At 39.7% G+C, this 23,530-nt stretch carries 19 protein-coding genes, 1 tRNA gene and 1 other RNA gene; 9 read left to right on the top strand and 12 right to left on the bottom strand.

The genetic code is table 11. The annotated features are described in order from the left end of the window. Positions 1-5: 5 nt before the first annotated feature. The 3 genes from WG954_RS21050 to WG954_RS21040 are packed head-to-tail and all read right to left on the bottom strand — an operon-like array spanning position 6 to position 7,256. Positions 6-2,459 carry a hypothetical protein gene (locus WG954_RS21050; protein WP_340439060.1) on the bottom strand — a complete coding sequence of 818 codons (2,454 nt, stop codon included), beginning with the start codon at positions 2,457-2,459 and terminating at the stop codon, positions 6-8. Between the two features lie 41 nt (positions 2,460-2,500). After that, positions 2,501-4,186 carry a RagB/SusD family nutrient uptake outer membrane protein gene (locus WG954_RS21045; protein ID WP_340439059.1) on the bottom strand — a complete coding sequence of 562 codons (1,686 nt, stop codon included), beginning with the start codon at positions 4,184-4,186 and terminating at the stop codon, positions 2,501-2,503. Positions 4,187-4,214: 28 nt separating this feature from the next. Next, the gene (locus WG954_RS21040; protein WP_340439058.1) at positions 4,215-7,256 is read right to left on the bottom strand and encodes a SusC/RagA family TonB-linked outer membrane protein; all 3,042 of its coding nucleotides are present in this window, start codon (positions 7,254-7,256) and stop codon (positions 4,215-4,217) included. 166 nt (positions 7,257-7,422) lie between these two features. Between WG954_RS21040 and WG954_RS21035 the strand changes: the two genes are divergently transcribed. Next, positions 7,423-8,769, top strand: coding sequence for a hypothetical protein (locus WG954_RS21035; protein ID WP_340439057.1), 1,347 nt, complete (start codon positions 7,423-7,425; stop codon positions 8,767-8,769). A gap of 91 nt (positions 8,770-8,860) precedes the next feature. On the opposite strand, the gene ssrA is transcribed toward WG954_RS21035, so the two are convergent. Further along, positions 8,861-9,233: a transfer-messenger RNA gene (ssrA, locus tag WG954_RS21030) on the bottom strand. 114 nt (positions 9,234-9,347) lie between these two features. Between ssrA and WG954_RS21025 the strand changes: the two genes are divergently transcribed. Then, positions 9,348-11,150 carry a MutS-related protein gene (locus WG954_RS21025; RefSeq protein WP_340439056.1) on the top strand — a complete coding sequence of 601 codons (1,803 nt, stop codon included), beginning with the start codon at positions 9,348-9,350 and terminating at the stop codon, positions 11,148-11,150. Positions 11,151-11,288: 138 nt separating this feature from the next. Here the strand turns inward: WG954_RS21025 and rseP are convergent, their stop codons facing one another. The 3 genes from rseP to WG954_RS21010 form a co-directional block, all read right to left on the bottom strand. Next, positions 11,289-12,659, bottom strand: coding sequence for an RIP metalloprotease RseP (gene rseP, locus WG954_RS21020; protein ID WP_340439055.1), 1,371 nt, complete (start codon positions 12,657-12,659; stop codon positions 11,289-11,291). A gap of 93 nt (positions 12,660-12,752) precedes the next feature. Beyond that, on the bottom strand, positions 12,753-13,919 hold the full coding sequence (locus WG954_RS21015) for a 1-deoxy-D-xylulose-5-phosphate reductoisomerase (protein ID WP_340439054.1): 1,167 nt from the start codon (positions 13,917-13,919) through the stop codon (positions 12,753-12,755). Positions 13,920-13,989: 70 nt separating this feature from the next. Beyond that, the gene (locus tag WG954_RS21010; protein ID WP_340439053.1) at positions 13,990-15,486 is read right to left on the bottom strand and encodes a GH3 auxin-responsive promoter family protein; all 1,497 of its coding nucleotides are present in this window, start codon (positions 15,484-15,486) and stop codon (positions 13,990-13,992) included. 139 nt (positions 15,487-15,625) lie between these two features. Between WG954_RS21010 and rplU the strand changes: the two genes are divergently transcribed. The 3 genes from rplU to WG954_RS20995 all read left to right on the top strand — a co-directional run bounded on the left by rplU (position 15,626) and on the right by WG954_RS20995 (position 16,462). Then, positions 15,626-15,928 (top strand): 50S ribosomal protein L21, encoded by a 303-nt coding sequence (gene rplU, locus WG954_RS21005; RefSeq protein WP_182801766.1) that lies wholly within the window; start codon positions 15,626-15,628, stop codon positions 15,926-15,928. Positions 15,929-15,983: 55 nt separating this feature from the next. Further along, positions 15,984-16,250 carry a 50S ribosomal protein L27 gene (gene rpmA, locus WG954_RS21000; RefSeq protein ID WP_324228328.1) on the top strand — a complete coding sequence of 89 codons (267 nt, stop codon included), beginning with the start codon at positions 15,984-15,986 and terminating at the stop codon, positions 16,248-16,250. Positions 16,251-16,327: 77 nt separating this feature from the next. Next, the gene (locus WG954_RS20995; RefSeq protein ID WP_340439051.1) at positions 16,328-16,462 is read left to right on the top strand and encodes a hypothetical protein; all 135 of its coding nucleotides are present in this window, start codon (positions 16,328-16,330) and stop codon (positions 16,460-16,462) included. 71 nt (positions 16,463-16,533) lie between these two features. Here WG954_RS20995 and ftsY read toward each other — a convergent pair whose 3' ends face one another. The 4 genes from ftsY to rpmB form a co-directional block, all read right to left on the bottom strand. Continuing rightward, on the bottom strand, positions 16,534-17,499 hold the full coding sequence (ftsY, locus tag WG954_RS20990; RefSeq protein ID WP_340439050.1) for a signal recognition particle-docking protein FtsY: 966 nt from the start codon (positions 17,497-17,499) through the stop codon (positions 16,534-16,536). A gap of 114 nt (positions 17,500-17,613) precedes the next feature. Next, the gene (locus WG954_RS20985; RefSeq protein WP_129132649.1) at positions 17,614-17,787 is read right to left on the bottom strand and encodes a DUF4295 domain-containing protein; all 174 of its coding nucleotides are present in this window, start codon (positions 17,785-17,787) and stop codon (positions 17,614-17,616) included. A 60-nt stretch (positions 17,788-17,847) separates the two neighbouring features. Then, positions 17,848-18,030 carry a 50S ribosomal protein L33 gene (gene rpmG, locus WG954_RS20980; protein ID WP_182801770.1) on the bottom strand — a complete coding sequence of 61 codons (183 nt, stop codon included), beginning with the start codon at positions 18,028-18,030 and terminating at the stop codon, positions 17,848-17,850. A gap of 24 nt (positions 18,031-18,054) precedes the next feature. Beyond that, a complete protein-coding gene (gene rpmB / locus WG954_RS20975; protein ID WP_182801771.1) occupies positions 18,055-18,291 on the bottom strand; it encodes a 50S ribosomal protein L28 in 237 nt (78 codons plus the stop codon). Between the two features lie 151 nt (positions 18,292-18,442). On the opposite strand from rpmB, the gene WG954_RS20970 reads away from it, so the two are divergent. The 3 genes from WG954_RS20970 (at position 18,443) to WG954_RS20960 (ending at position 22,594) form a co-directional block, all read left to right on the top strand. Then, positions 18,443-18,859, top strand: a complete 417-nt coding sequence (locus WG954_RS20970; RefSeq protein WP_340439048.1) for an OsmC family protein — start codon at positions 18,443-18,445, stop codon at positions 18,857-18,859. Positions 18,860-18,916: 57 nt separating this feature from the next. Further along, complete coding sequence (mutS, locus tag WG954_RS20965) at positions 18,917-21,514, top strand: DNA mismatch repair protein MutS (protein ID WP_340439047.1); 2,598 nt, start codon at positions 18,917-18,919, stop codon at positions 21,512-21,514. Between the two features lie 78 nt (positions 21,515-21,592). Beyond that, on the top strand, positions 21,593-22,594 hold the full coding sequence (locus tag WG954_RS20960; RefSeq protein ID WP_340439046.1) for a helix-turn-helix domain-containing protein: 1,002 nt from the start codon (positions 21,593-21,595) through the stop codon (positions 22,592-22,594). A gap of 115 nt (positions 22,595-22,709) precedes the next feature. Here WG954_RS20960 and WG954_RS20955 read toward each other — a convergent pair. Further along, positions 22,710-22,783 (bottom strand) — tRNA-His (locus WG954_RS20955). Between the two features lie 99 nt (positions 22,784-22,882). Here WG954_RS20955 and WG954_RS20950 point away from each other — a divergent pair. Continuing rightward, on the top strand, positions 22,883-23,488 hold the full coding sequence (locus tag WG954_RS20950) for a DUF445 domain-containing protein (RefSeq protein ID WP_340439045.1): 606 nt from the start codon (positions 22,883-22,885) through the stop codon (positions 23,486-23,488). The last annotated feature ends 42 nt before the right edge of the window (positions 23,489-23,530 follow it).

The raw sequence follows: 23,530 nt of genomic DNA, 5'->3' as shown, positions 1-23,530 counted from the left end.
AATTTTTATTGATAAATAAACCAGGCAGTTGCTTTACAATCTTTATCAGCTGTTGCTCTTACCCAATGTGCACTGTACCCATCAGGAAAAACATATTCAACGGTCTTACCTGCAGGCACTTTTATTTTTTTGTATTCATTCCAGCCGTTATGATCTACATCTACTTCCAGGGTTATCGTTACATCCTTATCTGCTGTTAAAGAGATTTTCTTTTTATCATAACCAGTCATCAGGTATGGAAGTGATGGTTGTTTTGCTACTACCTGACTGTTTTTCCAAACACCACCTTCACCAACAGGCTTGCCTAATTTCCAAACATCATCAATACCACCAAACCAAAGACCGTTGCTGTTATTAGTACTGTTGAAATAATGTCCGTCTTTTGCAGCATTTATTTTTGTTCCGCTTATCACCAATAAACCACGCCAAGTACAGTAATCAATAATTTTCTTTTTATGTGTTGTAATTGGGCGGATGGCTGCAAAGCCAGACTCTCTTCCTATTTCATACAAAGTGCCATGCGCATTCAACATATATCTTTCCGATTCCAATTCTCTTGCATTACGATAAGAAAATGTTTCATACTTGGCTGAGGTTTTAGGTAAACGAAAAGTACCCGTCTTATCTTTTACAATCACTGATGCTTCATCTACTTCAAAATCTTTCTTGAAGGAAAGTAACTTCTCCATTTGTTTGGTACTGTCGGCAACAGCAGTCATAAATTCAAGTTTCTCATCTAACTCCGCATATTCTTTTTTACCGTTACTGATATTGAGCACTTGTAAATTTTTATTATGCCCTGCAGGACGAATTAAATTTGTATGTACATCTCCTGCTTCATCAATACCTGCAATTGAATTAAACATTGCATCCTGTTTTACATGCGGTTTACCGGTAAAATGAAAGAATGCTGAAGCTGTGCAATTTTTATTTGACTTTACTCTTATCCAGTTTGCAGAAAAATCAGCAGGGAAAATAAGATATTGGTAACCTTTTGCAGCAACAGTGATTGTTTTATTGGTCTCCCATTTGTTATTACCTGCTTTGTCAATTTCCAATGTAAATGTTACTGCTTCTGTTGCATCATGACTAAGATGCAGTATTTTTTTACCAAAGCCATTCACTAAAAAAGCATCTGAAGGCTCGCCTGCTTTTACTGCATCTTTTATCCATGGTCCGCCCCAACCATTTGTTGCGCCCCATTGTTTCAGATCGGCAAAATTTCCAAACCATAAATTGGATTGCGAACGGCCGGCCATTGGATTTTCAAGAATGGAAGTTTCATCTGTTGCAATGACCAGCTTCCCATTCCAGTTACAAAAATCAGGAACATAACGAAGGTGATTGCTGATAGGTGAAATACCTCCTGTGTTTTTGTAAGAAAATGTTTTAGGAAAGTCATAGAACATTCCAAACATATCCATCAGCATTTTATTGTTACCAACTTCTCTTATACGTGGCCACTCGGTAAACCATCCGCCCAATCCTTCATACGTGCGGGTTGATTTTGGCAAACGGAAAGTGTACCATTTACCATTATCCAATAATTTTAAAATAACGGAACGTTTATCCCAACCCATACTCCATGCCGGAGCATTATCATCGGGTGAACCATAAATACCACCCGGGCCTGTTACATCGGTAAATTGTCTTCTTTCAATGATCCTCCATTCTTTTCCATCCCACTCAGCTAATACACCTTTCTCTTCATCATTTTTTGGTGCACCGCCAGCTTTCAGATCTTCATTTCCTATATCAAAAACTTTATGCTCGCCATTGTTCGCAATGATCAATCTCTTTTGTGCAGTATAACCGCCTTTTCCATGCCAACCGGGTACTGGTTTATTGAAAAGTTTTTTTACCGCAAGCGTGTGCACATTCACTTCATACAGCATACCTTCCATGTCATAGAAATAAACCATGTTGGCAGGGTCAAATAAATGTCTTGCAGTTGCAGTCATTCTTCCGGGCATCACTGTGAGAGGTACAACTCTTACTTTTCCATTAGCATCTATAAAATAAGAACCGGTAATCAACTGATTTGATTCTTTATGTATCATCCTGTTTGCAGGTGTTCCTCCAACGCTTTCGGGATGAATAATCATATTCAAATTTGAATCGATGCTGTAAAGTTTATCTGAACTTCCATTCGGGCAATGTGGTGAATAAGTAACCATCCACAATTTACCGGCCCATGGCACTGTGGCACCAATACCCACCTCTCGGCCTTCTAACTTTTTATCATAGTTTACATCTGTCCCAACTGGTTCGCATGCTGTTGATCCGCCTTCATTAAACACAGTAAGATGCGGATATACACCACTGATCTGTAACGGTTTTTTTGATGATGGTTTCAGCGCAATGCCTTTTGTTGTAGTTGTTTGAGCCGTTAATGTTGCAGCAGCAATTATGGCTATTGCGCACATAACGCTCCCTGCTGAAAATTTCTTTCGCTTCATATCTTAAAAATTAATTGAATTATATTTTTGAGTGCTTGCGCTTACTGATAGTTTGGATTTTGTGTAAGACCAGGATTTTGTATACGGTCAACATTTGGGATGGGCCATAAGTATTGCCTGTTTTTATCGAAGTTTCGGTCTGCCAGTTTTTTTACATCAGTGCCAAAAACAGAGTAATCAGGAACACCATCATCATCCAACGGTGTAACGCCGGGGAAAGGCCATTTGCTTCGGTTTTGTGCTGCAGGATCAGGCAATCCAATCACCGGTTTTGTTAATGCTTTTTCTGCAAGCTTCCAGCGGATAAGATCCATATAACGCAAGCCCTCCAAAGGAAACTCTACTCTTCTCTCTCTGCGGACAATCCTTTTCAATTCAGTTGCATTGACTGTTGTTACTGAGGGATAAGATGCAACTGCTGTTACAGCTACACCATAAGCTCTTGCACGTACCAAATTAATTGCGTTGAGAACAGATGCATCGATTTCGCCCAATTCAATTTTTGCTTCAGCATATGTCAATAATATTTCTGCATACCTGAATAAAATAGCATCATTATCTTCTCTTAAACGATCGGCCCATGTCTGATCAATTCCTTTGCGCCATAAAAAACCGGTAAAGCTTGCAAACTGAGCAACAGCACGTGTGTCTCTGTTACTCACTCTCCTGTTTTCTTTTGAACTGAATACAGTTAATGTATCGGGATGTGGTTGATAAGAATAACCTAACCATTGTGTATTGAATTCAACAATGTTTGCAGTAAGACGTGGATCACGGTTTGCAAACGGGTTCTTCGGATCGTATAAAGGCGATTCATCAATAGGTAATCCATCTCTGCATTCATACGAATCAAAAATTTCACGTGTTGGAATCTGGGCACCGAAACCACCTGCATTTCGGCAAATAAAGTCCTGCACAAACCCACCGGCATTAAATACTTTTTGCGCTTCATCTCTCGGAATGCTGATGATGATTTCTTTACTTGTTTCACCTGCTTTCAGAAACAGATCACGATAGCTTGCATGTAAAGTATATGTACCTCCTGTTGCCAACTGCATAACTGCAGCTGCAGCATCTCTTGCTATATCCCATTTACCTTCATACAACGCAATCCTTGCTTTAACCGCAAGTGCCGAACCTCTTGAAAAACGCTTAACCTGCGAAGTTGTAAATGATACAGGAAGATTTGCTATAGCAAAATCAAGATCTGCAAAGATGAAAGTCAACACCTCACTCTTCGCTGTTCTAGTAACATCATAAGCTTTCGAAATTTCAATAGGTTCTTTTATTAAAGGCACATCACCAAAATGGGTAATTAAACGTCCGTATTCGTAAGCACGCACCAAACGAACTTCTGCTTCAAGCCTTGTTATAACAGAAGCAGGTGTATTGGCTGCTGCACGATCTTTATTTGCAATAAATGCATTCGCCCTTGCAATTGCTTTGTAAGCATTCGTCCATAAACTCAAAGCAACCGCATCATCGGCATTCATGGTACCAAAGGTTACGGTATTGCCTAACTGTGCACGATGCCATGCATTATCACTAAAGTATTCATTATCGTTTGCCCAGAAATCGGCACGGTAAAGATCATTCACCGCAAGTTCGAGTTCTGTCTGGTTTGAATAGAAACCACCTGTTGATGGTTCTGAAAGCGGATTAAGATCAAGCTTGGTGCAGGCACTCAAAGCTGTTGATAGTAATAAAGCAAAATATATTTTTTTCATTGTTGTTTTATTTAGCAGTAACAATCGGTTAAAACTTAACGGTTATACCACCCATGATTGTTGTAACAATCGGGTAACCTAAATTGGCCGCTTCAGGATCAGCACCAATGTATTTCGGGAAATGATGAATAGAGAACAAATCATTTACAGCAGCATAAAAGCGGATCGATTGAATAGCAGCACGCTTCAGTAATGCCTGCTTCATGTTGTAACCAAGCGTAATATTCTTAACTCTGAAATATGCACCGTTCACAAGCCAATGATCTGACACCAGGTAGTTGTTGCCGTTTGATGTTCTTGATAAACGGGGAAATGTTGCTGCTTTATTTTGTTCTGCAGAATTGTTGACACTCCACAAACGTCCTACCATTGCGCTTGGCATATTACCAAATGCTTCAGCAAATGGTTGTATAGATTCACTTGGTAATAAACTCAGTTTTTTACCTACTCCCTGAAATACCAATCCGAAATCAAAATTCTGATAGTCGAGACGGATGTTACCACCATAAATATATCTTGGCAATGAACCGCCTAATACTTCTCTGTCTTTATCTGAACTGATACTGCCATCTTTATTCAAATCATTATACTTCATATCACCCGGCTTTGTATTAGGGAAGATCGGGCTTGCTGCTACTTCTGCTGCATTCTGGAAAATACCGCCTGATCTGTAACCATACCACGAATTAAATTCATAACCTTTCAGGTTTACAATACTTCCTAATGAGCCGGGGTTACTGATTGTAATTACTTCTGTTTTTGCATCAGACAGGTTTGCAGCTACAGAATAATTCAGCTTACCAAAATGATCTCTCCATCCTATTTCAAGCTCCCAACCTTTTGCACCTATTGTACCGAGGTTATCGTATGGATCATTAAAGCCAACATAGTTTGGAATATCAGATATGAGAAGAATATCTCTTGTTCTGCGAACAAAATAATCTGCAGTAACAGTAAGTCTGCTGTTAAGTAATGTCATGTCAACACCAACATCGGTAGTGCTGGTTGTTTCCCAACTGATATCTTCAATGGCAAAATCAGTTTGTGCATAACCTGTAAGTGGCACAACTGCAGTCCCCTGATAAAACAAAGCTGTGCTTGCAGCAAGTGAGGCCTGGTAAGGATAATTACCGATACGCTCGTTACCTGCTTCGCCGTAAGAAGCACGCAGTTTAAGAAATGAAAGCCATTTCACATCTTTCAAAAATGTTTCTTCTGAAAGCACCCAACCTGCAGACACAGAAGGGAACATTGCATCACGATAATTCTTTCCAAAGCGTGAAGATTTATCGTAACGTATATTACCCTGAACAAAATATCGATCATTAAAACTATAATTCACTCTTCCAAAAAAAGAACGCAGTGCCGATTCTGAAGCATTACCTGAGTTGTCACGAAACTCCTGCGAACCAACACTCAGGTAGGGAAATGTTGTTAACGGAAAGCCATCTCTTGATGCAGAAATCGATTCGAAGTAATTATAATTTTCTTCATAACCTGCCAATGCCTCAATGCTGTGATACTTACCAATTTCTTTGCGATAGTTTGCAAGAAACTGTCCGTTCATGATCAGGTTTTCTGTGCGCCCTTCGTTTAAGAAAGTAGTTGAACGGAGGTTTGTGAAAATTACACGTGACGGATCATTTATATCTGTGAACCTGATTTGTTTTGCAAAGGTTTTATTTTTATCAAAATCAAAACTGGGCGAAATCAAAGCAGTTAATGTAAGATCTTTAATAGGTTTCACATTAATCGCTAACCTGCCAAGCAGTTGGCTTTGTGTACTCTTTCCAAAACCACCTTCATAAATCTGTGCAAGTGGATTACGTCCATCCTTACCCGGAGCATATCGACCGTCAGAATAGTAATCATCATAAATGGGCGGCAGTACTCTTCCTTCATACACAGGGCTGCCAAAACCTGGTGTTGAAACTGTTGATTTTGTTGTGGTACGTCTATATGCAATATCAAGATTTACAGAAATGCGATCGTTGATCTGCAGATCATTGTTGAGACGCACGAGGTAGCGGTTATAATTAAAGTTATCATAAAACGCACCTGCATTCTGATAACCCAACGATGCTTTTGTTTTCAGTTTACCGGTTCCCATTGTAAATACAAGGTCGTGCCGCTCACGTGGTGCAAACCTGTACTTCATTGTTGCACGTTGCCAATCGGTATTTGGAAATCTGTCGGGGCTTACCTTGTTACTGTCTAGATAAGAATTAATGAACGCCTGTGGATATGGCCCTGATGAGGCTCCATCGTTAACCGACTGCTCATTAAAATAGCGCATGTAATCCTGTACACCAACAAAAGATGGTAATGATGTTGGCGTTTGTACAGCATACTCATAATTATATTCAAGACTTGACTGACCATTCTTTGCACGCTTGGTGGTTACCAGTACTACACCGGCCGCACCTCTCGAACCATAGATTGCTGCAGAAGCTGCATCTTTCAACACCGAAATACTTTCAACATCATTTGGGTTTACATTATCGATGCTGTTTACAGGAACTCCATCAACCAAAATCAACGGACTGTTTTCACCGGTAGTTGTAATCCCACGTATACGGATAGACGCACCTGAACCCGGTGCGCCGCTGCTGCGTGTAACAGAAACACCTGAAATACTTCCCTGCAATGCTTCAGACACCTGAACGGTTTGACGGCCGCCAACATCTTTTGCACCAATGGTTGATACAGAGCCAGTGAGATCTTTCTTCTTTTGAGTACCATAACCTACTACTACTACTTCATCCATCCCTTTAACTTCAGCAGTAAGGCGGATAGAAAGATTGTCTTCTGTAATATCCACAGTTGTGGTTCGGTAATTCACAAAGGTTATGGTCAATTTTTTTACAGATGTGGCAACCTGTAATGTGAATTGACCTGATTCGTTTGTTGTTGTACCAACAGTGGTGCCCTCTGCTACCACACTGACACCTGCTAATGGCAGATTGCTGGTGGCATCGGTTACAGTACCCTTTATTGTTTTGTTTTGTGCCAGCACGGGTAGTGTAAGTAAAAGGCAGAGGGAAAAGAATAGCAGCAGTTTTTGTTTCATTTTGCAATCGTTTTTGGATTTGAGCCTTTAACAGGAAAGGCTTAAATAATAAATGAGGATATAAATTTAGATTTGCAGTACAGGGTATTCCAACTTTTGACCTGTGCAATACCCAACCAAAAGTTTGAACAACTTAACTAACTGCAAATAAGTACTTTGCATACCCATGCCACAGCAAAATGAACAATATGAAAGCAAGGAATCGTTCTATCATTTAGACCTTTGTTGCCGTATGGCAGCAGAAAAAATTGGGAAGGCCTCATTTGAGAGCTGGACCAATGGAGATTACCTGCGTTTAAGTGGCCAGCTTTTCAGACAAACTAATGTGCAGATAAGCCCAAGTACATTGAAGCGCATTTTCGGCAAACTTAAAACAACCGACAGGTACTACCCTCAAAAAGCAACACGTGATGCACTTGTGCAATACAGTGGTTATAGCGATTGGGATGCGTTTTTAGCAAAACACCCTAAACCTGTAGCAACTAAAGAAGAGGAGCCGGTTGCTGAGGCAACAAAAAATATTTCAGCAAACCCGGTTTCTAAACAAAGAAGGAATATCTACATTATAATTGCGCTGTTACTGATCGCTGTAATTATATTTTGGGTTTTGCAAAAAAACAAATCAGTCCAAAGCGTTACTTCTGCTGATGTCGACTTGCTTTGTAGTAAGCCGGAAGGTGAAGCACCTCACTCAACTACATTTACCATAAAACTTGCAAATAGTTTTAAAGGAGATAAAGACAATTTTACGATTGATTTTGGTGACGGTCGACGGGAGAAAGAAATAGATGAAGGTTTAACTATTTCACATTTTTACGAAATACCTGGTCGGTACTATGCACTTTTGAAATATGATGGTATACCTGTTGACTCTGTATCGGTTTATCTCAAAACAAATGGATGGACAGCTACCGCACAAATTCAATTCGACACTGCAAAAGTTTATCCTGTTAATATTAATCGCTATACCAAAACCGGAAAGCTTGAAGTAATGGCAGAGGAAGTAAGCGCTGCAGGTGTTGACACAAGCAAAGCCTTTTTTGTACATTTCGTAAACACAAAACCGTTACCGGTTGATGCTGATAATTTTGAGTTGAATCTTTGGTTAAGCACTTCTCTTCCCCGCCCGGGAATACGTTGTTCGCAGGCAGACATAACAGTTTATGGTGAACAATCTAGCCACTTCGCCAGGTTCATTAAACCAGGTTGTGTAAGCTGGTCATTATTAAATTTTTCTGAAATTCATCATGAAGGCGAAAGAGAAGACCTGAGTTTTCTTGGCGTAGACCTCACTGCAGGTGGCAGAATAAAATTGAAAGTTGTTAATAAGAAAGCAACACTTTCTATCAATGACAAAATAGTTCATGAAACAACTTACCGCTTTCCACTAAAGAAATTCTATGGCATGCGAATTACGTTTGGAGGAATTGGGGTTATTAACGGATTTGCTTTAAAAGATCTCCAGACCGGGAACATCTACTCAGAAGGTTTAGCGAATATCCAATCTCAATAATTTATTATCGGCTGAAATATAATTGTTCGAAAACTGATAAATGCAATTGAACGGACAATCCGATTTTTGAAGGATTGTCCGTTAAGGTGTGGCGTGGAGCTGAGCGGATTCGAACCGCTGTCCAAACATATTCGCCGAAAGCTTTCTACATGCTTATTTCATGATTGTTTGTCGGCACTGCGCAGGACATGAACTTACCAACGCAATACTTAGCTGAATAGTCTTTTGCAACAGTCACAGCCTTCTGCTACAGCAACCTGTTTTGTGTTTGAGTCGGCGGCGGAACCTGGTAACAGATCAACCTGTTCGGCGGCCCTAATGACTACTTAATCACTGATTAAGCGGCCATGGCATACTGTGTATTGCCATTTGAGTTTTTGAATATTCAGATTAAAGTGCTAATTATCCAACGCACTGCATGCTTACACCTTCAAAGATCTATGCTGTCAAAACCAGGCAGCCCCATGTTGAAATACGAAGTTGGAAGTACAAAGTATTTTCGGACAGCAAAAATACATTTATTTCTGTTGACAAACGCCAAAGAAAAACCATGCAGCATTCTTTCTTAGTTTTACAGCATGGCAGAAACGATCAAAGCGGAATCATCCTACAGGCAACGGATCAACGACCTAAACATCAAACTCAATCATTTACTGAAACGTAAACAGCTCCTTGGGTGGACAAGATTTGGCCTTTTAGCAATAACTGCATTACTCATCTGGCTGCTTTCATCTTATGGTATTTTTGTTTCAGCAGTTATTTTTTTCATCGGGTTGGCGATCTTTTTATTAGCCGTGCGAAAAGATCTTGCAAACAAAGACGCCATCAGTCACCATGAACGCTTGATCGCTATAAACGAACAGGAATTACTTTACCTGCAACACAAGTACACACATCAAAAAGATGGCAGTGAATTTTATAAAGATGAACATCCTTACGCAGGTGATCTTGATATTTTCGGTAGGGCATCTCTTTATCAATACATCAACAGAACACACTCTCAACAAGGCAATCGATTGCTTGCAGATTGGTTGCTTGCTCCTGCAACACCTGAAGTAATCCAGGCACGGCAAAAAGCTGCGCAGGAATTAATGCAACAAATTAACTGGAGGCAGGAGCTGCAGGCGCATGGCTCTTCTTCTACCATTACTGTTGCAACCGAAAAAAAAATGGAAGAATGGTTAAAAGAAGACAACCAGTTCATCGATAAAAAAATATGGCAGATTGTTCGTTATATTTTACCAGTTGCTGCAACAGGCGCATTGATCTCTTTTCTATATGATATAATTACTTATCAGCGATTTCTTCAATCGTTGCTTGTCTTCACTATCACTGCTTTTGCCATCACACGTTTGATTGTTCCACTCTATCGCAAGTTGAATAAGATCACCGAACAGATGGAGGTGCTTTCGAACAGCATTGCCTGTATTGAGCAGGCAGAATTTAAAGACCCATTGCTGGTTGAACTGAAACATCAATTTCATTCCGGTTCAAACAAAGCGTCACAACAGATACTGCAACTGAAGAACATTTTTAACCGGTTCGATTATCGTTTAAATCCTGTTGTATTTATTCCACTGAATATTTTTCTGCTGTGGGATCTGCAACAGGTACTTCAACTTGAGAAGTGGAAGCAAAAAAATAATCAGCAGATCAATCATTGGTTTCATTCATTAGCTGAACTGGAGGCACTGAACAGCATTGCAATACTTGCATTCAATCATCCGCACTGGACTTTCCCGCAATTAAAAACAGATGATCCAACTTTTATTGCTGAACAATTAGGCCATCCGTTAATTGATGAGCAAAAGAATGTATTGAATGATTTTTCAACGATCGGCAAAGAACAGATCAATCTCATCACAGGTTCAAACATGGCCGGCAAGAGTACATTCCTGCGAAGTGTGGGTGTAAATATGGTATTAGCTGCAATGGGTGCGCCTGTTTGTGCAAAGCAATTAACCGTAACTCCGTTGAAAGTAATGAGCAGCATGCGAATTAAAGATAATCTTGAAGAAAGCACTTCCACGTTTTATGCTGAGCTGAAAAAACTGAAGCAGATTATTGATGCAGTGAACAACAACGAAGCTGTATTTATTTTGCTCGATGAGATTTTACGTGGTACCAATTCAAACGACAGACACACGGGTTCAAAAGCATTGATCAAACAATTACTGCATCACAAAGCAATGGGCATTTTAGCAACGCATGATCTGGAGCTGGCAAATCTTGCACATGAATTTCCTGCCGGTATTCATAATTATCATTTCGATGTGCAGGTAAATGCTGATGAATTATACTTCGACTATAAATTAAAAAGAGGCATCTGCCAAAGCATGAATGCCTCTATCTTAATGAAGAAAATAGGCATCGAGTTATAAGGAGAATGTTTGATGTATGATGGATGATGTACGAACCTGATTAAATTGTATTTCCTGTAATTCTAAATTGCCTGCAAAAAAAATGAGAAAGCAACAACGCTTTCTCATTTTTAATTATCACATAAATAATTATCAATTCTATTTATTCCAGCCAAACAGATCGTTTCCGTTTGCATAGATCAACAATCCAAACAGGATCACCATACCAACGATTTGTGCATATTCTAAAAACTTCTCATTTGGTTTACGTCCGGTGATCATCTCAATCAAAGTAAACAAAACGTGTCCACCATCCAATGCGGGAATTGGCAACAGGTTCATGAATGCAAGAATAATGCTGAACAGTGCAGTAATGCTCCAAAAACTTTCCCAATCCCAAACAGCAGGAAAGATTGACCCCATTGATTTAAACCCGCCAATGCCTTTGTATGCTTCAGTATCAGGATTAAGAATCAATTTAAACTGATCAATATAATCACCCAGCTTGCGGAATGTTTTACTTACACCTGCAGGGAACGATTCGAAGAACCCATAACTGTGATGTTCAATTTTGATCACACCCATATCAGCATATTGCTGATGTGATAAATAAGGAATACCTGCACGGCCTTCTTTATCAACTTTTGTTGTAAGCTGTAATGTATCGTTCTTACGTACAACAGTCATTTGGGCCGTTGCACTCTTCTTTTGTTGAAAAAGAGGAGGCATTTCATCGTAAAAGGAAACCAGCTTCCCATCTACTGCAATAATTCTGTCGTACTCCTGCAAACCTGCCTGTTTGCCGAAGGCAGTATCTTTTGGATCGTATGCACCAACAACAGATGGTATGCGGTATGCTAATAATCCTCTTCTTCTTTTACTTTCAACCAGTTTGCCTACAAGACGAACAGGAATATTTACTTCCTGTTGTTTACCATTTCTCTCAACTAAAATTGTTCCACCGGAACCGGTAAGTACTTTCAGATTCAGATTTTCGAGATAGTCAATTGATTTGCCATTCACCTGGAGAATTTTATCACCATTGCGCAAACCAATTTCACTCATTAATTTATCCTGTGTCCAGATACCATCTCTCATACTGTTCATTGGTATTCTGTCTTCGCCCCACACAAATAAGATCATTGCGTAAATGATAAAAGCAAGCAACACATTCACCGTTACACCGCCAATCATAATGATCAAACGTTGCCAGGCCGGTTTACTTCTGAATTCCCAATCCTGTGCAGGAAGTTTCATGGCTTCTTTATCCATGCTCTCATCGATCATTCCTGAAATTTTTACATAGCCGCCTAATGGCAACCAGCCGATACCGTATTCGGTTTCGCCAATTTTCTTTTTGAACAACGAGAACCAGGGATCGAAGAAGAGATAGAATTTTTCAACACGACACTTAAACCAACGGGCAGTGATGTAATGACCGAATTCATGAAACACAATAAGAATAGAAAGAGACAATAATAATTGTGCTGCTTTAATTCCGAATTCGGCCCAGTTAATTGCTAACAACATAGTTAATAAATTAGTCCTTGTTTTTCACTTTTTGATATGGAATCAGCAAATATCGCTGAAAAAAGGAAGGTTACTGAGAATTTTTTGTGAATGTTAGAGTTGAATAAGTGAAGCGGTATAGTTGCGGGCTTCGGCATCACTTTCAAAATATTGATCAAGTGTTGGCTTAGCAATAAACGGAACATGATTCATTGTTTTTTCAATGATGTCTGTCATATCTAAAAACCCTACTCTGTTTTTGAGAAAAGCCCATACGGCAATTTCATTGGCTGCATTCATGATACACGGAAGGTTTCCGCCTTTTTGCAATGCATCAATAGCCAACGCAAGGTTACGGAATGTTTTAAGATCGGGTTCTTCAAACGAAAGTGTATTGATCTTTTTAAAATCGTAACGTGGAAAATTATTAGCAAGACGCTGTGGAAATGACATAGCATACTGAATAGGCAACTTCATATCGGGCAAACCCATTTGTGCTTTAATGCTGCCATCTTCAAACTGCACCATACTATGAATAATACTTTGCGGATGAATAACAACCTGAATTTGCTCTGGTGCAAGATTGAACAACCATTTCGCTTCGATCATTTCCAGGCCTTTGTTCATCAATGTTGCAGAATCGATAGTGATCTTTGCACCCATGCTCCAGTTGGGATGTTGCAATGCATGATCACGTTTTACATTGAGCAAAAAGTTTGGTTTACGGCCACGGAAGGGACCACCACTTGCAGTGAGTATGACCTTATCAATTTTATTGCGATGCTCACCAACCAAACATTGAAAAATAGCTGAGTGCTCACTATCAACAGGTATGATGGGCACACGGTTTTCAACTGCTTTCTGCATCACAATATCACCTGCCACTACCAATGTTTCTTTATTGGCAAGCGCAATTGCTTTTTTATTTTCGATTGCTCTCAGTGTAGGTTTTAATCCTGCAAAACCAACAATTGCAGCCAGCATCATATCATAGGTATCAAATGCTGCAGCTTCTTCCAATGATTGTTCGCCGGTAAAAACTTTTACATCGGTTGAAGCTAATGCCTGTTTAACTTTCTCATATTTCTTTTCATCAACAATCACTACTGCATTTGGATTAAACTGCAGGGCTTGTTTTACCAGGAGTTCATCATTGGTATGTGCAGTGAGAATTTCTACTTCAAATAATTCGGGATTTGCTTCAATTACATCAAGGGCCTGCGTTCCAATGGAACCGGTTGAACCAAATATTGCGATGCGTTTCTTTTGTTGTTCCTGCATAATCTGGGAGTGGAATGGTAGCTGCAAACCTATTGGAAAAACAGTTACATAATATCCGGCTTGGGTCGTTTTAGTTTTCTACCCACTTCATTAACCCATCAGCGATCTTACGATCGTTGCTGAGACGTGGTACTTTATTTTGTCCGCCCAATTTACCGATACTTTTCATGTAATCGATAAATCCATTCTTTTTAACGGGCGTGATCTTTAAAGGTTGCAAAATATTTCCAACAATCAGATCATCGTAATAAATATTCTTATCACGGAGATTATCGTTGAGCCTTGCCGCAAACTGTTCAAGGTTATGTGGTTGATGTTCAAACTCAATAAACCATTCATGGTAACTCTTTCCCTCTCCCTGCTGGATCATGGGTGCGACTGTAAACTCGGTAATATGAATGTTTTCTTCTGTTGCTGCTTTCATTAAGCTTTGCTCCACTTCTTCGCCAATCACATGTTCGCCAAAAGCAGAAATAAAATGTTTAATACGGCCAGTAACAACCAGTCTGTAAGGATTGGTGGAAACAAATTTCACGGTATCACCAAGATTATAAGACCAAAGCCCGGCATTGCTATTAATGATGAGGGCATAGTTTTCACCCACTTTCACATCATGAAGAGATAAGCGGGTTGGATTATCTTTGTGAATTTCAGCAGCAGGCACAAACTCATAAAAAATACCATCGTTGGTATTTAATAACAACCCTTCAGCTTCCTGCGAATCCTGGAAGGCGAAAAAACCTTCGCTGGCAGGGAATACTTCAATCGTATCTACTTTGCGGCCAATACTTTCAAAAAGCTTGGCTTTATAAGGTTCAAAATTCACCCCGCCCTGGATCATGACATTGAAATTCGGGAAGATTTCCCCTACTTTTTTGCCTGTCCGATTGATCAGTTCATCAAAATACATCTGCATCCAAGGTGGAATACCGCTGATGAGGGTCATATTCTGGTTAATAGTCTCATCCACGATCTTTCCAAGCTTGGTTTCCCAATCTTCAATACAATTTGTCTCGTAAGAGGGAAGCTGGTTGGTGCGTAGGTATTTCGGGATGAGATGATTTGAAATGCCACTCAATCGGCCGGTTGGAATATTTCCTACCCTTTCAAGCTCGGGGGAGCCAGACAAGAAAATGAGTTTTCCATCAAAAAAACGGGTGTTTCCGGTTTCAGCTGCATAACAAAGGGCTGAGTTTCTTGCCGTACCGAAATGATTTCCAACCGATTCTTTGGTGATGGGGATGTATTTCACCCCGCTTGTTGTGCCCGAGGTTTTAGCAAAGTACATGGGCATTCCTTTCCATAGAACATTATGCTTGCCTTCGATGATCTTGTCGATCCATGGCCGGATCTGCTCATAATCCCTGATGGGAACCGCCTGCTTATATTCATCGTAGCCATTTACTTTCGCTAAACCCAACTCTTTGCCGTACTCGGTATCCTTGCCTGTTTTGAGGAGTTGTTTCAGGATCTGGTCCTGATCGGCAAGTGCCGTAAGCTTATTTTTTTGGATCGATTTATAGATATAGCCTGCAAACGGCTTAGCAAGCACTGATTTAATTTTCATTCCGAAACCCAGTTTGAGCACACAAATGTAGCTTTACCAGCTCAAAGCATCCCGTTAAAATCAGAGCAAATTTTTTAGGTTGAAACTTGTTTTCAAAGCAATTTTATCCCTACCTTTGCAGCCCTAATATTGGAAAGTTATGTTTGCAGTAGTTAAAATAGCCGGTCAGCAATTTAAAGTATCAGAAGGTCAGAGCCTGTACGTTCCTCACATTGAAGGTAACGCTGGTGATCAAGTTGAGTTTTCTGATGTATTATATGTTGATACAGATGGAAAGATCAGTGTTGGTGCTGATGCGAAAGTGAAAGTGAAAGCAGAGATCGTTGCTGAAAGAAAAGGCAAAACAGTGATCGCTTTTAAAATGAAACGTCGTAAAGGTTTCCGTAAGAAGAAAGGTCACCGTACGCTTTATACACACATCAAAGTAACTGGTATTGCGTAAAATTTGAAGTTGGACTTCGGATTTATAAATTCTAAAATTTTCAAATTCTTATAAAATGGCACATAAAAAGGGTGAAGGTAGTGTAAAGAATGGTCGTGATTCACAAAGCAAACGCCTTGGTGTAAAGATCTATGGTGGTCAACCTGCTGCTGCTGGTAACATCATTATTCGTCAGCGTGGAACCGTGTATCATCCAGGTAAAAACGTTGGTGTAGGTAAAGACTTTACCATCTTTGCAATAGCTGATGGTGTTGTAGAATTTAAAAAAGGTAAGAACAATAAGACTTTCGTTTCTGTTGCCCCGGTTGAGGCAGGTGCTTAAAAAAATTTTTTTAAATAAAAAATTTTTTTATTTTTACCCTGTTAAGTTTTTTTACTAACTATTAAATTCTAAAAAAAATGGCAACAAAAAAGAAAGCCGCTAAAAAAGCTGCTCCTAAAAAAGCTGCGAAAAAAGCCGCTCCTAAAAAGAAAGCTGCTAAAAAAGCTGCTCCTAAAAAGAAAGCTGCTAAAAAAGCTGCTAAGAAAAAATAAGATTCTAACGAATCAAAAAAGAAACCTCCTGATTACAGGAGGTTTTTATTTTTCCAGAATGTTTGTACGTTCTACTTGTTTAGATTGAAAAGACTATCGGCAAACTCATGTTTATCGAATACCAGCAGATCTTCTACTCTCTCACCCACACCAATAAACTTAACCGGTATTTTGAACTGGTGAGCAATTGCCAATACAACTCCACCTTTAGCCGTACCATCAAGCTTGGTGATCACCAAACCGGTTACATCTGTTGCAGCTGTAAAATGCTTTGCCTGCTCAATGGCGTTCTGCCCGGTTGATCCATCGAGCACCAATAGAACATCATGTGGTGCATCAGGAATTACTTTTTGTATTACTCTTTTGATCTTACTTAATTCTTCCATCAGGTGAGTTTTGGTATGTAAACGACCTGCCGTATCAATAATCAACACATCAATATCTTTTGCAACAGCGCTGCTTACAGCATCAAACGCAACGGATGCAGGATCGCTACCCATCTCCCGTTTTACAATAGGCACACCTGCACGTTCACTCCAGATTGTTAGCTGATCAACAGCTGCTGCACGAAAAGTATCAGCTGCACCAAGCATAACTTTCTTACCGGCTTGTGAAAAATGATGAGCTAGTTTGCCAATGGTTGTTGTTTTACCAACACCATTCACACCAACCACCATCAATACAAATGGTCTTTTGCCTGCAGGCAAATCAAAGTTTGAGTAAGTGGTATCAGCAGGAGCATCAACCAATATGTTTTCAATCTCCTGCTGAAGTATTGAATTAAGTTCTGATGTATTTATGTATTTATCTTTTGCAACACGTGCTTCAATACGTTCAATGATCTCAACAGTTGTTTCAATACCCACGTCGGCGCTCACTAATGCTTCCTCCAGGTTATCGAGTACTTCTGCATCAACAGTACTTTTTCCTGCCACCGCTCTTGCAATTTTGCCGAGAAATCCTTCCTTGGTTTTTTCAAGTCCCTGGTCCAGGCTTTCCTTTTCTTTCTTTCCGAATAGCTTTCCAAAAAATCCCATCGTTTATGTTTTACATTACAATATTACAATGAACCATGAAGAGTATAAAAACAACAAAGCCGCTCCATGTTTAAGAACTTGGAACAGCTTTGTAATATACTGATCAGGTATAAGTTATTTTTGAGCCAGGTAATCCTTCACCTTATCCTTGTGCACAATTTGCTCCTTAAAGGTATATGCACCAGATTTAGGACTGCGTACGGCCCTGATTACTTTCGTCCAGTTTTTAGATTCTGCCGCTGCTTTGGCGTCTTTAATCTTTGCGTTCTTTGAAGCTGCTTTTGCCATGACTTCTTAATTTTTAACCCAGTGGGTCAGTTTGAATAATTCAAATGTGCACCAAGCACATTATTTGATTTCTTTGTGCGTCGTTACTTTTTTCAGAATTGGGTTGAATTTTTTCAACTCCAGACGCTCCGGTGTGTTCTTTTTATTCTTGGTGGTGATATAACGACTTGTACCAGCCTGACCTGAAGTCTTGTGCTCTGTACATTCGAGGATCACCTGAACACGATTACCTTTCTTTGCCATTTTAGCTCAATTTAAATATGCTTATTAAATATGTTCTCCTCTTGCTCTTAATTCCTTCACTACATTGTACAATCCTCTTTTGTTGATTGTACGGATAGCTTCAGTAGAAACTTTAAGTGTTACCCACTTATCTTCTTCAGCCAGGAAGAAACGCTTTGTTTGCAGGTTAGGCAAAAAACGACGCTTTGTCTTAATATTTGAGTGCGACACCTTGTTTCCACCAACCGGCACCTTTCCTGTAAGCTGACAAACTCTAGCCATGATACAAATTTTTTGGACGGCAAAGGTAGGAGAATTCAGCTAAAAAATTGAAATAAAATCTGTTTTTTCTTTGAAGGATTTGGCTCCCAGGCCAACTTGTGTAAAACTCGGGCATATTTGCATAGGTTTGCAGGCTTAAAACCAGAAATTCATGGCAGATCATAAAGTAGTGACCCGATTTGAAGGCGGTATGCGTTTCAACAGCCAGGTCGATAATCACACCATTATAATAGATACTCCTGAAAACGATGGGGGCACGAACATGGGCCCCCGCCCCAAAAAACTCATGCTCTCTTCACTTGCCGGCTGTACCGGGATTGATGTGGTAGGTATACTCAATAAAATGCGGGTTGAATTCAGCGATTTCAGCATGGATATTGAAGCCGACCTGAGCGATGAATCTCCCAAGACCTATACTGACGTTAAGATCACCTATATTATTAAGGTAAAAGAAGAAGACCAGGATAAAGTTAAAAAGGCTGTACTGCTTTCAAAAGAGAAATACTGCGGTGTAAGCGCCATGTTCAGCCAGTTTGCTGATATGGATTATGAGATCCTTTTTCTCTGATAAAAGTCTGAACAATTAATCTGTTGCTGAACAATCTGCTTCCTTATTTTTGCCGCCATGGCAAAGGCAGGCGCAGATACTCCATTGATGCAACAACACAAGGCGATCAAGGCAAGATATCCTGATGCAATTCTATTATTCCGGGTAGGTGATTTTTATGAAACCTTTGGTGAGGATGCAATCGTCACGTCACGTGTACTCGGCATAACATTAACCAAACGGAACAACGGCTCTGTTGATAGTAATGAACTGGCCGGTTTTCCTCACCATGCATTAGACACCTATTTACATAAGTTAGTAAAGGCTGGTCATCGTGTTGCCATCTGCGACCAATTGGAAGATCCTAAACAGGCCAAAGGAATTGTAAAGCGTGGTGTAACTGAACTCCTCTCCCCCGGTACTGCCACCAATGATAAATTATTGGAACACGACAGTAACAATTTTCTTGCTGCCATTCATGAAGAGAATGAACGATATGGTCTTGCTTTTACCGATATCAGCACCGGCGAATTTTTTATTGCTGAAGGCAACAAGGAATATGCTCATAAACTGTTGCAGAGTTTAAAACCGGCTGAAGTTGTTTTTCAACGCAACAAACAAAAACAATTCAAAGAAAATTTCGGACCTAAATTCTATACTTACCATTTAGAAGAATGGATCTTCAGCGAAGCATACGCCACTGAATTATTACTTAAACATTTTCAAACACATTCATTAAAAGGATTTGGTATTGAAGAACAAAAGCTGGGAACTATTGCAGCCGGAGCTGTTCTTCATTATTTGAGAGATACAGAACATCCAAACCTGAATCATATCACTTCAGTTCAACGATTGGATGAAGCTGATTATTTATGGATGGACCGCTTTACCATTCGTAATCTTGAAATACTTGGCAGCAATGCAGATGGAGGCAACTCTTTACTGAAAGTGCTCGACAATACTGTTTCGCCAATGGGAGCAAGATTAATGCGCCGCTGGATGGTATTACCATTGAAAGATATGGAACGGATCAACGAACGGTTAGATGCTGTGCAATCGTTGATACTTGAAACAGAACTTCGCAAGCAACTTCAATCGCTTATTAAACAAAGTGGTGATGTGGAGCGATTGGTAGCAAAATTGCCACTAAAGAAGATCAACCCAAGAGAAATTCTTCACCTGGCGAAAGGATTAGGCTTTGCAGAGAAGATAAAAGAACAATGCGCCACCTCTTCAAATAGTTACTTGAAACGTTTGAGCGATACCATCAATCCCTCACATTACATTGCGGAAAAAATTCTGAAAGAAGTTGTTGAAAATCCACCTGTGATGATCAGCAAGGGAGATGTGATAAGAGATGGTATTAACAGTGAGCTGGATGAACTCAGGCGCATTGCCCATCATGGTAAAGAATATTTAGTAGAGATACAACAACGTGAAAGCGAAGCAACAGGTATCCCTTCTTTAAAGATCGCTTTCAACAATGTGTTTGGCTACTATTTAGAAGTAACAAACACGCATAAAAACAAAGTACCGGCTGAGTGGACAAGAAAACAAACACTGGCCAATGCTGAACGTTATATTACACCTGAATTAAAAGAATACGAAGAGAAGATCACCGGTGCAGAGGAGAAAATATTAAAGATCGAATCAGAACTGTTTGAAAAAATATTGATCGAGCTGCAGGAATATATCGGCCCTATCCAAACTAATGGACAGGTAATGGCCATTCTTGATTGCCTCTGTTGTTTTGCAGAAAATGCATTGCAGTTTAAATATGTTCGACCACAGATACAAGATGATGCAACATTGGAATTGAAAGATGCACGTCATCCGGTAATTGAACGTCATCTTCCCGTTGGCGAAAGTTATATTGCCAACGATATTGTACTGGACAAAGAACAACAGCAGATCATCATTCTCACAGGTCCGAACATGAGTGGTAAAAGTGCCTTGCTGCGTCAAACAGGATTGATTGTGCTAATGGCCCATATGGGAAGTTTTGTTCCGGCTAGTGCTGCTACTATTCCATTGACTGATAAAATTTTTACCCGTGTTGGTGCCAGCGATAATTTAAGTGGTGGCGAAAGTACATTCATGGTGGAGATGAATGAAACAGCGAGCATTATCAACAATCTTTCATCACGCAGTTTGATACTGCTCGATGAAATTGGTCGTGGTACATCTACCTACGACGGTATTTCCATTGCGTGGAGTATCGCTGAATTTCTGCATCAATCTTCTTATCAACCCAAAACATTATTCGCTACACACTATCATGAACTAAATGAATTGGAAGAAAAATTTCCACGTATTAAAAATTATCATGTCACCAACAAAGAGGTTGGTAACAAGGTCATTTTCTTACGAAAACTCGCACCTGGTGGAAGCACTCACAGTTTTGGTATACATGTAGCAAAGATGGCCGGTATGCCGGTTTCATTGATCAACCGTGCCAATGAAATTCTTAAACAACTCGAAGATCAACGCAGCAGTGGCGATATTAAAGACCAACTGAAACAATTGCCTGTACAAAAAATGCAGTTGAACATTTTTGACATACACTCGCAAACATTTGATGAAATAAGAACCATGCTCGATGGTATAGATATCAATCGACTCACACCTGTCGAAGCATTACTAAAGTTGCAAGAGATAAAACAACGGTTAAATTGATAATTTAAATATGATAATAAAAATTATCATATTCAGTTCTACATAATATAACACTTGTTTATTGTAGCTTAGCAGCGGATGTATATTCGTTTTAAACAGAAAAATTTTAAAACCTGGATACAGGAGCTGAGCCAGGTCACTGGCATCAAAGCAAAACACAGCCTGCTTACGTTAACTGAAACCTTTGGCAACGGTTATTGCTTTGCTGACAGTATAGACCGCACATTCTCCTATGTAATGATGGATGTTGAGCTGAACAGTGATTGCACTCTGCACCGTGTCAGCAACAACCAAATGGGTTTACTGATTTTCTTCAACCAAACACAGATCAGCGATTATATCCGACTTCGACATAAAAAAGATTCGCTTACCGATAGCCTCAACAAAAAACGCAGTAATATTTTTGTTTCATCTACAAATACAGAACTGGAAGTGAACTATCGTGCCGGTTCAAAATTGAAGCGGCTGGGTATTTATTTATCACCCCAATGGATAGCCGATCATTTCGATGCCAACACCAAACTCCAGGTTGAATTACTAACCAGCCAGGGACTTGAGCTGATCGAGAAACTTCCCATCAACCAGGAAATACAAGAGAAACTAAACCGCATTTTTGATACACAACTTAGCAGCGAACCTGATAGACTTGCTTTGAAAAGCAGGATCATACTGTTGCTTGAATACTTTTTCAGCACCTACCTGAATGAATCACTGGTGATCAAAAACAAAAAGATCATACCAGATGAAGACATCACACGCCTCCGTAGTATTGAGGCGCTGCTTGTAAATGAAGAGACAGAAAAATTTCCATCGATTATTAAATTGGCACGTATCGCTCAAATGAGCAGCACCAAACTAAAGCAACGCTTTAAACAGGTTTATGGTTATCGCCTATATGAATTCTACAATAAGCAACGGCTGGAAAAAGCAAGAGAATTAATTACCCGTGGCGTAACACCTAAAGAAGCAGGCTACACAATTGGCTTTAGTGATGTGTCAAACTTTACCAAAGCATTTAAAAAAGAATACGGTTTTACACCGGGAACGTTATTTGAGAAATCAACTAAATCCATGCAGTAATGCGGGGTTTATTTTTAGCATATTCATTCTTTATCAACGTCTAAACATTTGGTAACAAAATTTCCCGCATCACCTAAAATAAAAAATCCCCACACAACATGTGCAGGGATTTACGGGAGATTGAAGGGTTTCGAACCCTCGACCCTCAGAACCACAATCTGATGCTCTAACCAACTGAGCTACAACCTCCGTCTTTGGGACAGCAAAAGTAATGGAAATCACTTTTCCAAGCAAATCACTTCTATAGAAATCAAAAAATAAACGTTCTTTGCACCCATTTACAAATTTATGAATTACTGGCTTATACTGATTCCTGTTATTTCTGCTTTTATTGGATGGGTTACTAACTGGGTAGCAATTAAAATGCTTTTTCATCCACGAAATCCTGTTAACGTGTTGGGAATTCGTATTCAAGGTATTTTCCCAAAACGCCAGGAACAATTTGCCGAAAAGCTGGGAAAATTAGTTAGCCGGGAGCTTCTCTCTTTCTCTGATATAGAAGAAAAGATCAGCAATCCTGAAAATCTGAAAAAGGTGTTACCGATGGTTGAAACACATATCGACCATTTTTTGCGGGTGAAGCTCGGCGAAAGTATGCCCATGATCAGCATGTTTATTGGCGATAAAACCATTGAAAAGCTGAAAGTTACTTTTATGGAAGAACTGGAAATCCTATTCCCGAAAGTGATGAAAGATTATACCAACACCCTCAAACAGCAACTTGATCTTGAACATATTGTAACTGAAAAAGTAAAAGCTTTCTCAGGCGATAAGCTTGAAGAAATCCTTTACCAGGTTATGGCCAAAGAGTTCAGGTTTGTCGAGATCATCGGCGGTGTACTCGGCTTTCTGATTGGCATATTACAGGTGCTCCTCACCCTTCTTACGCAATAGTTTCCACTCATCACAAACAAAATGGGGTCGGCAGAACATTTG

The organism is Lacibacter sp. H375 (assembly GCF_037892425.1).
GTDB lineage: Bacteria > Bacteroidota > Bacteroidia > Chitinophagales > Chitinophagaceae > Lacibacter.
This window is presented reverse-complemented; position numbering and strand designations above follow the sequence as displayed.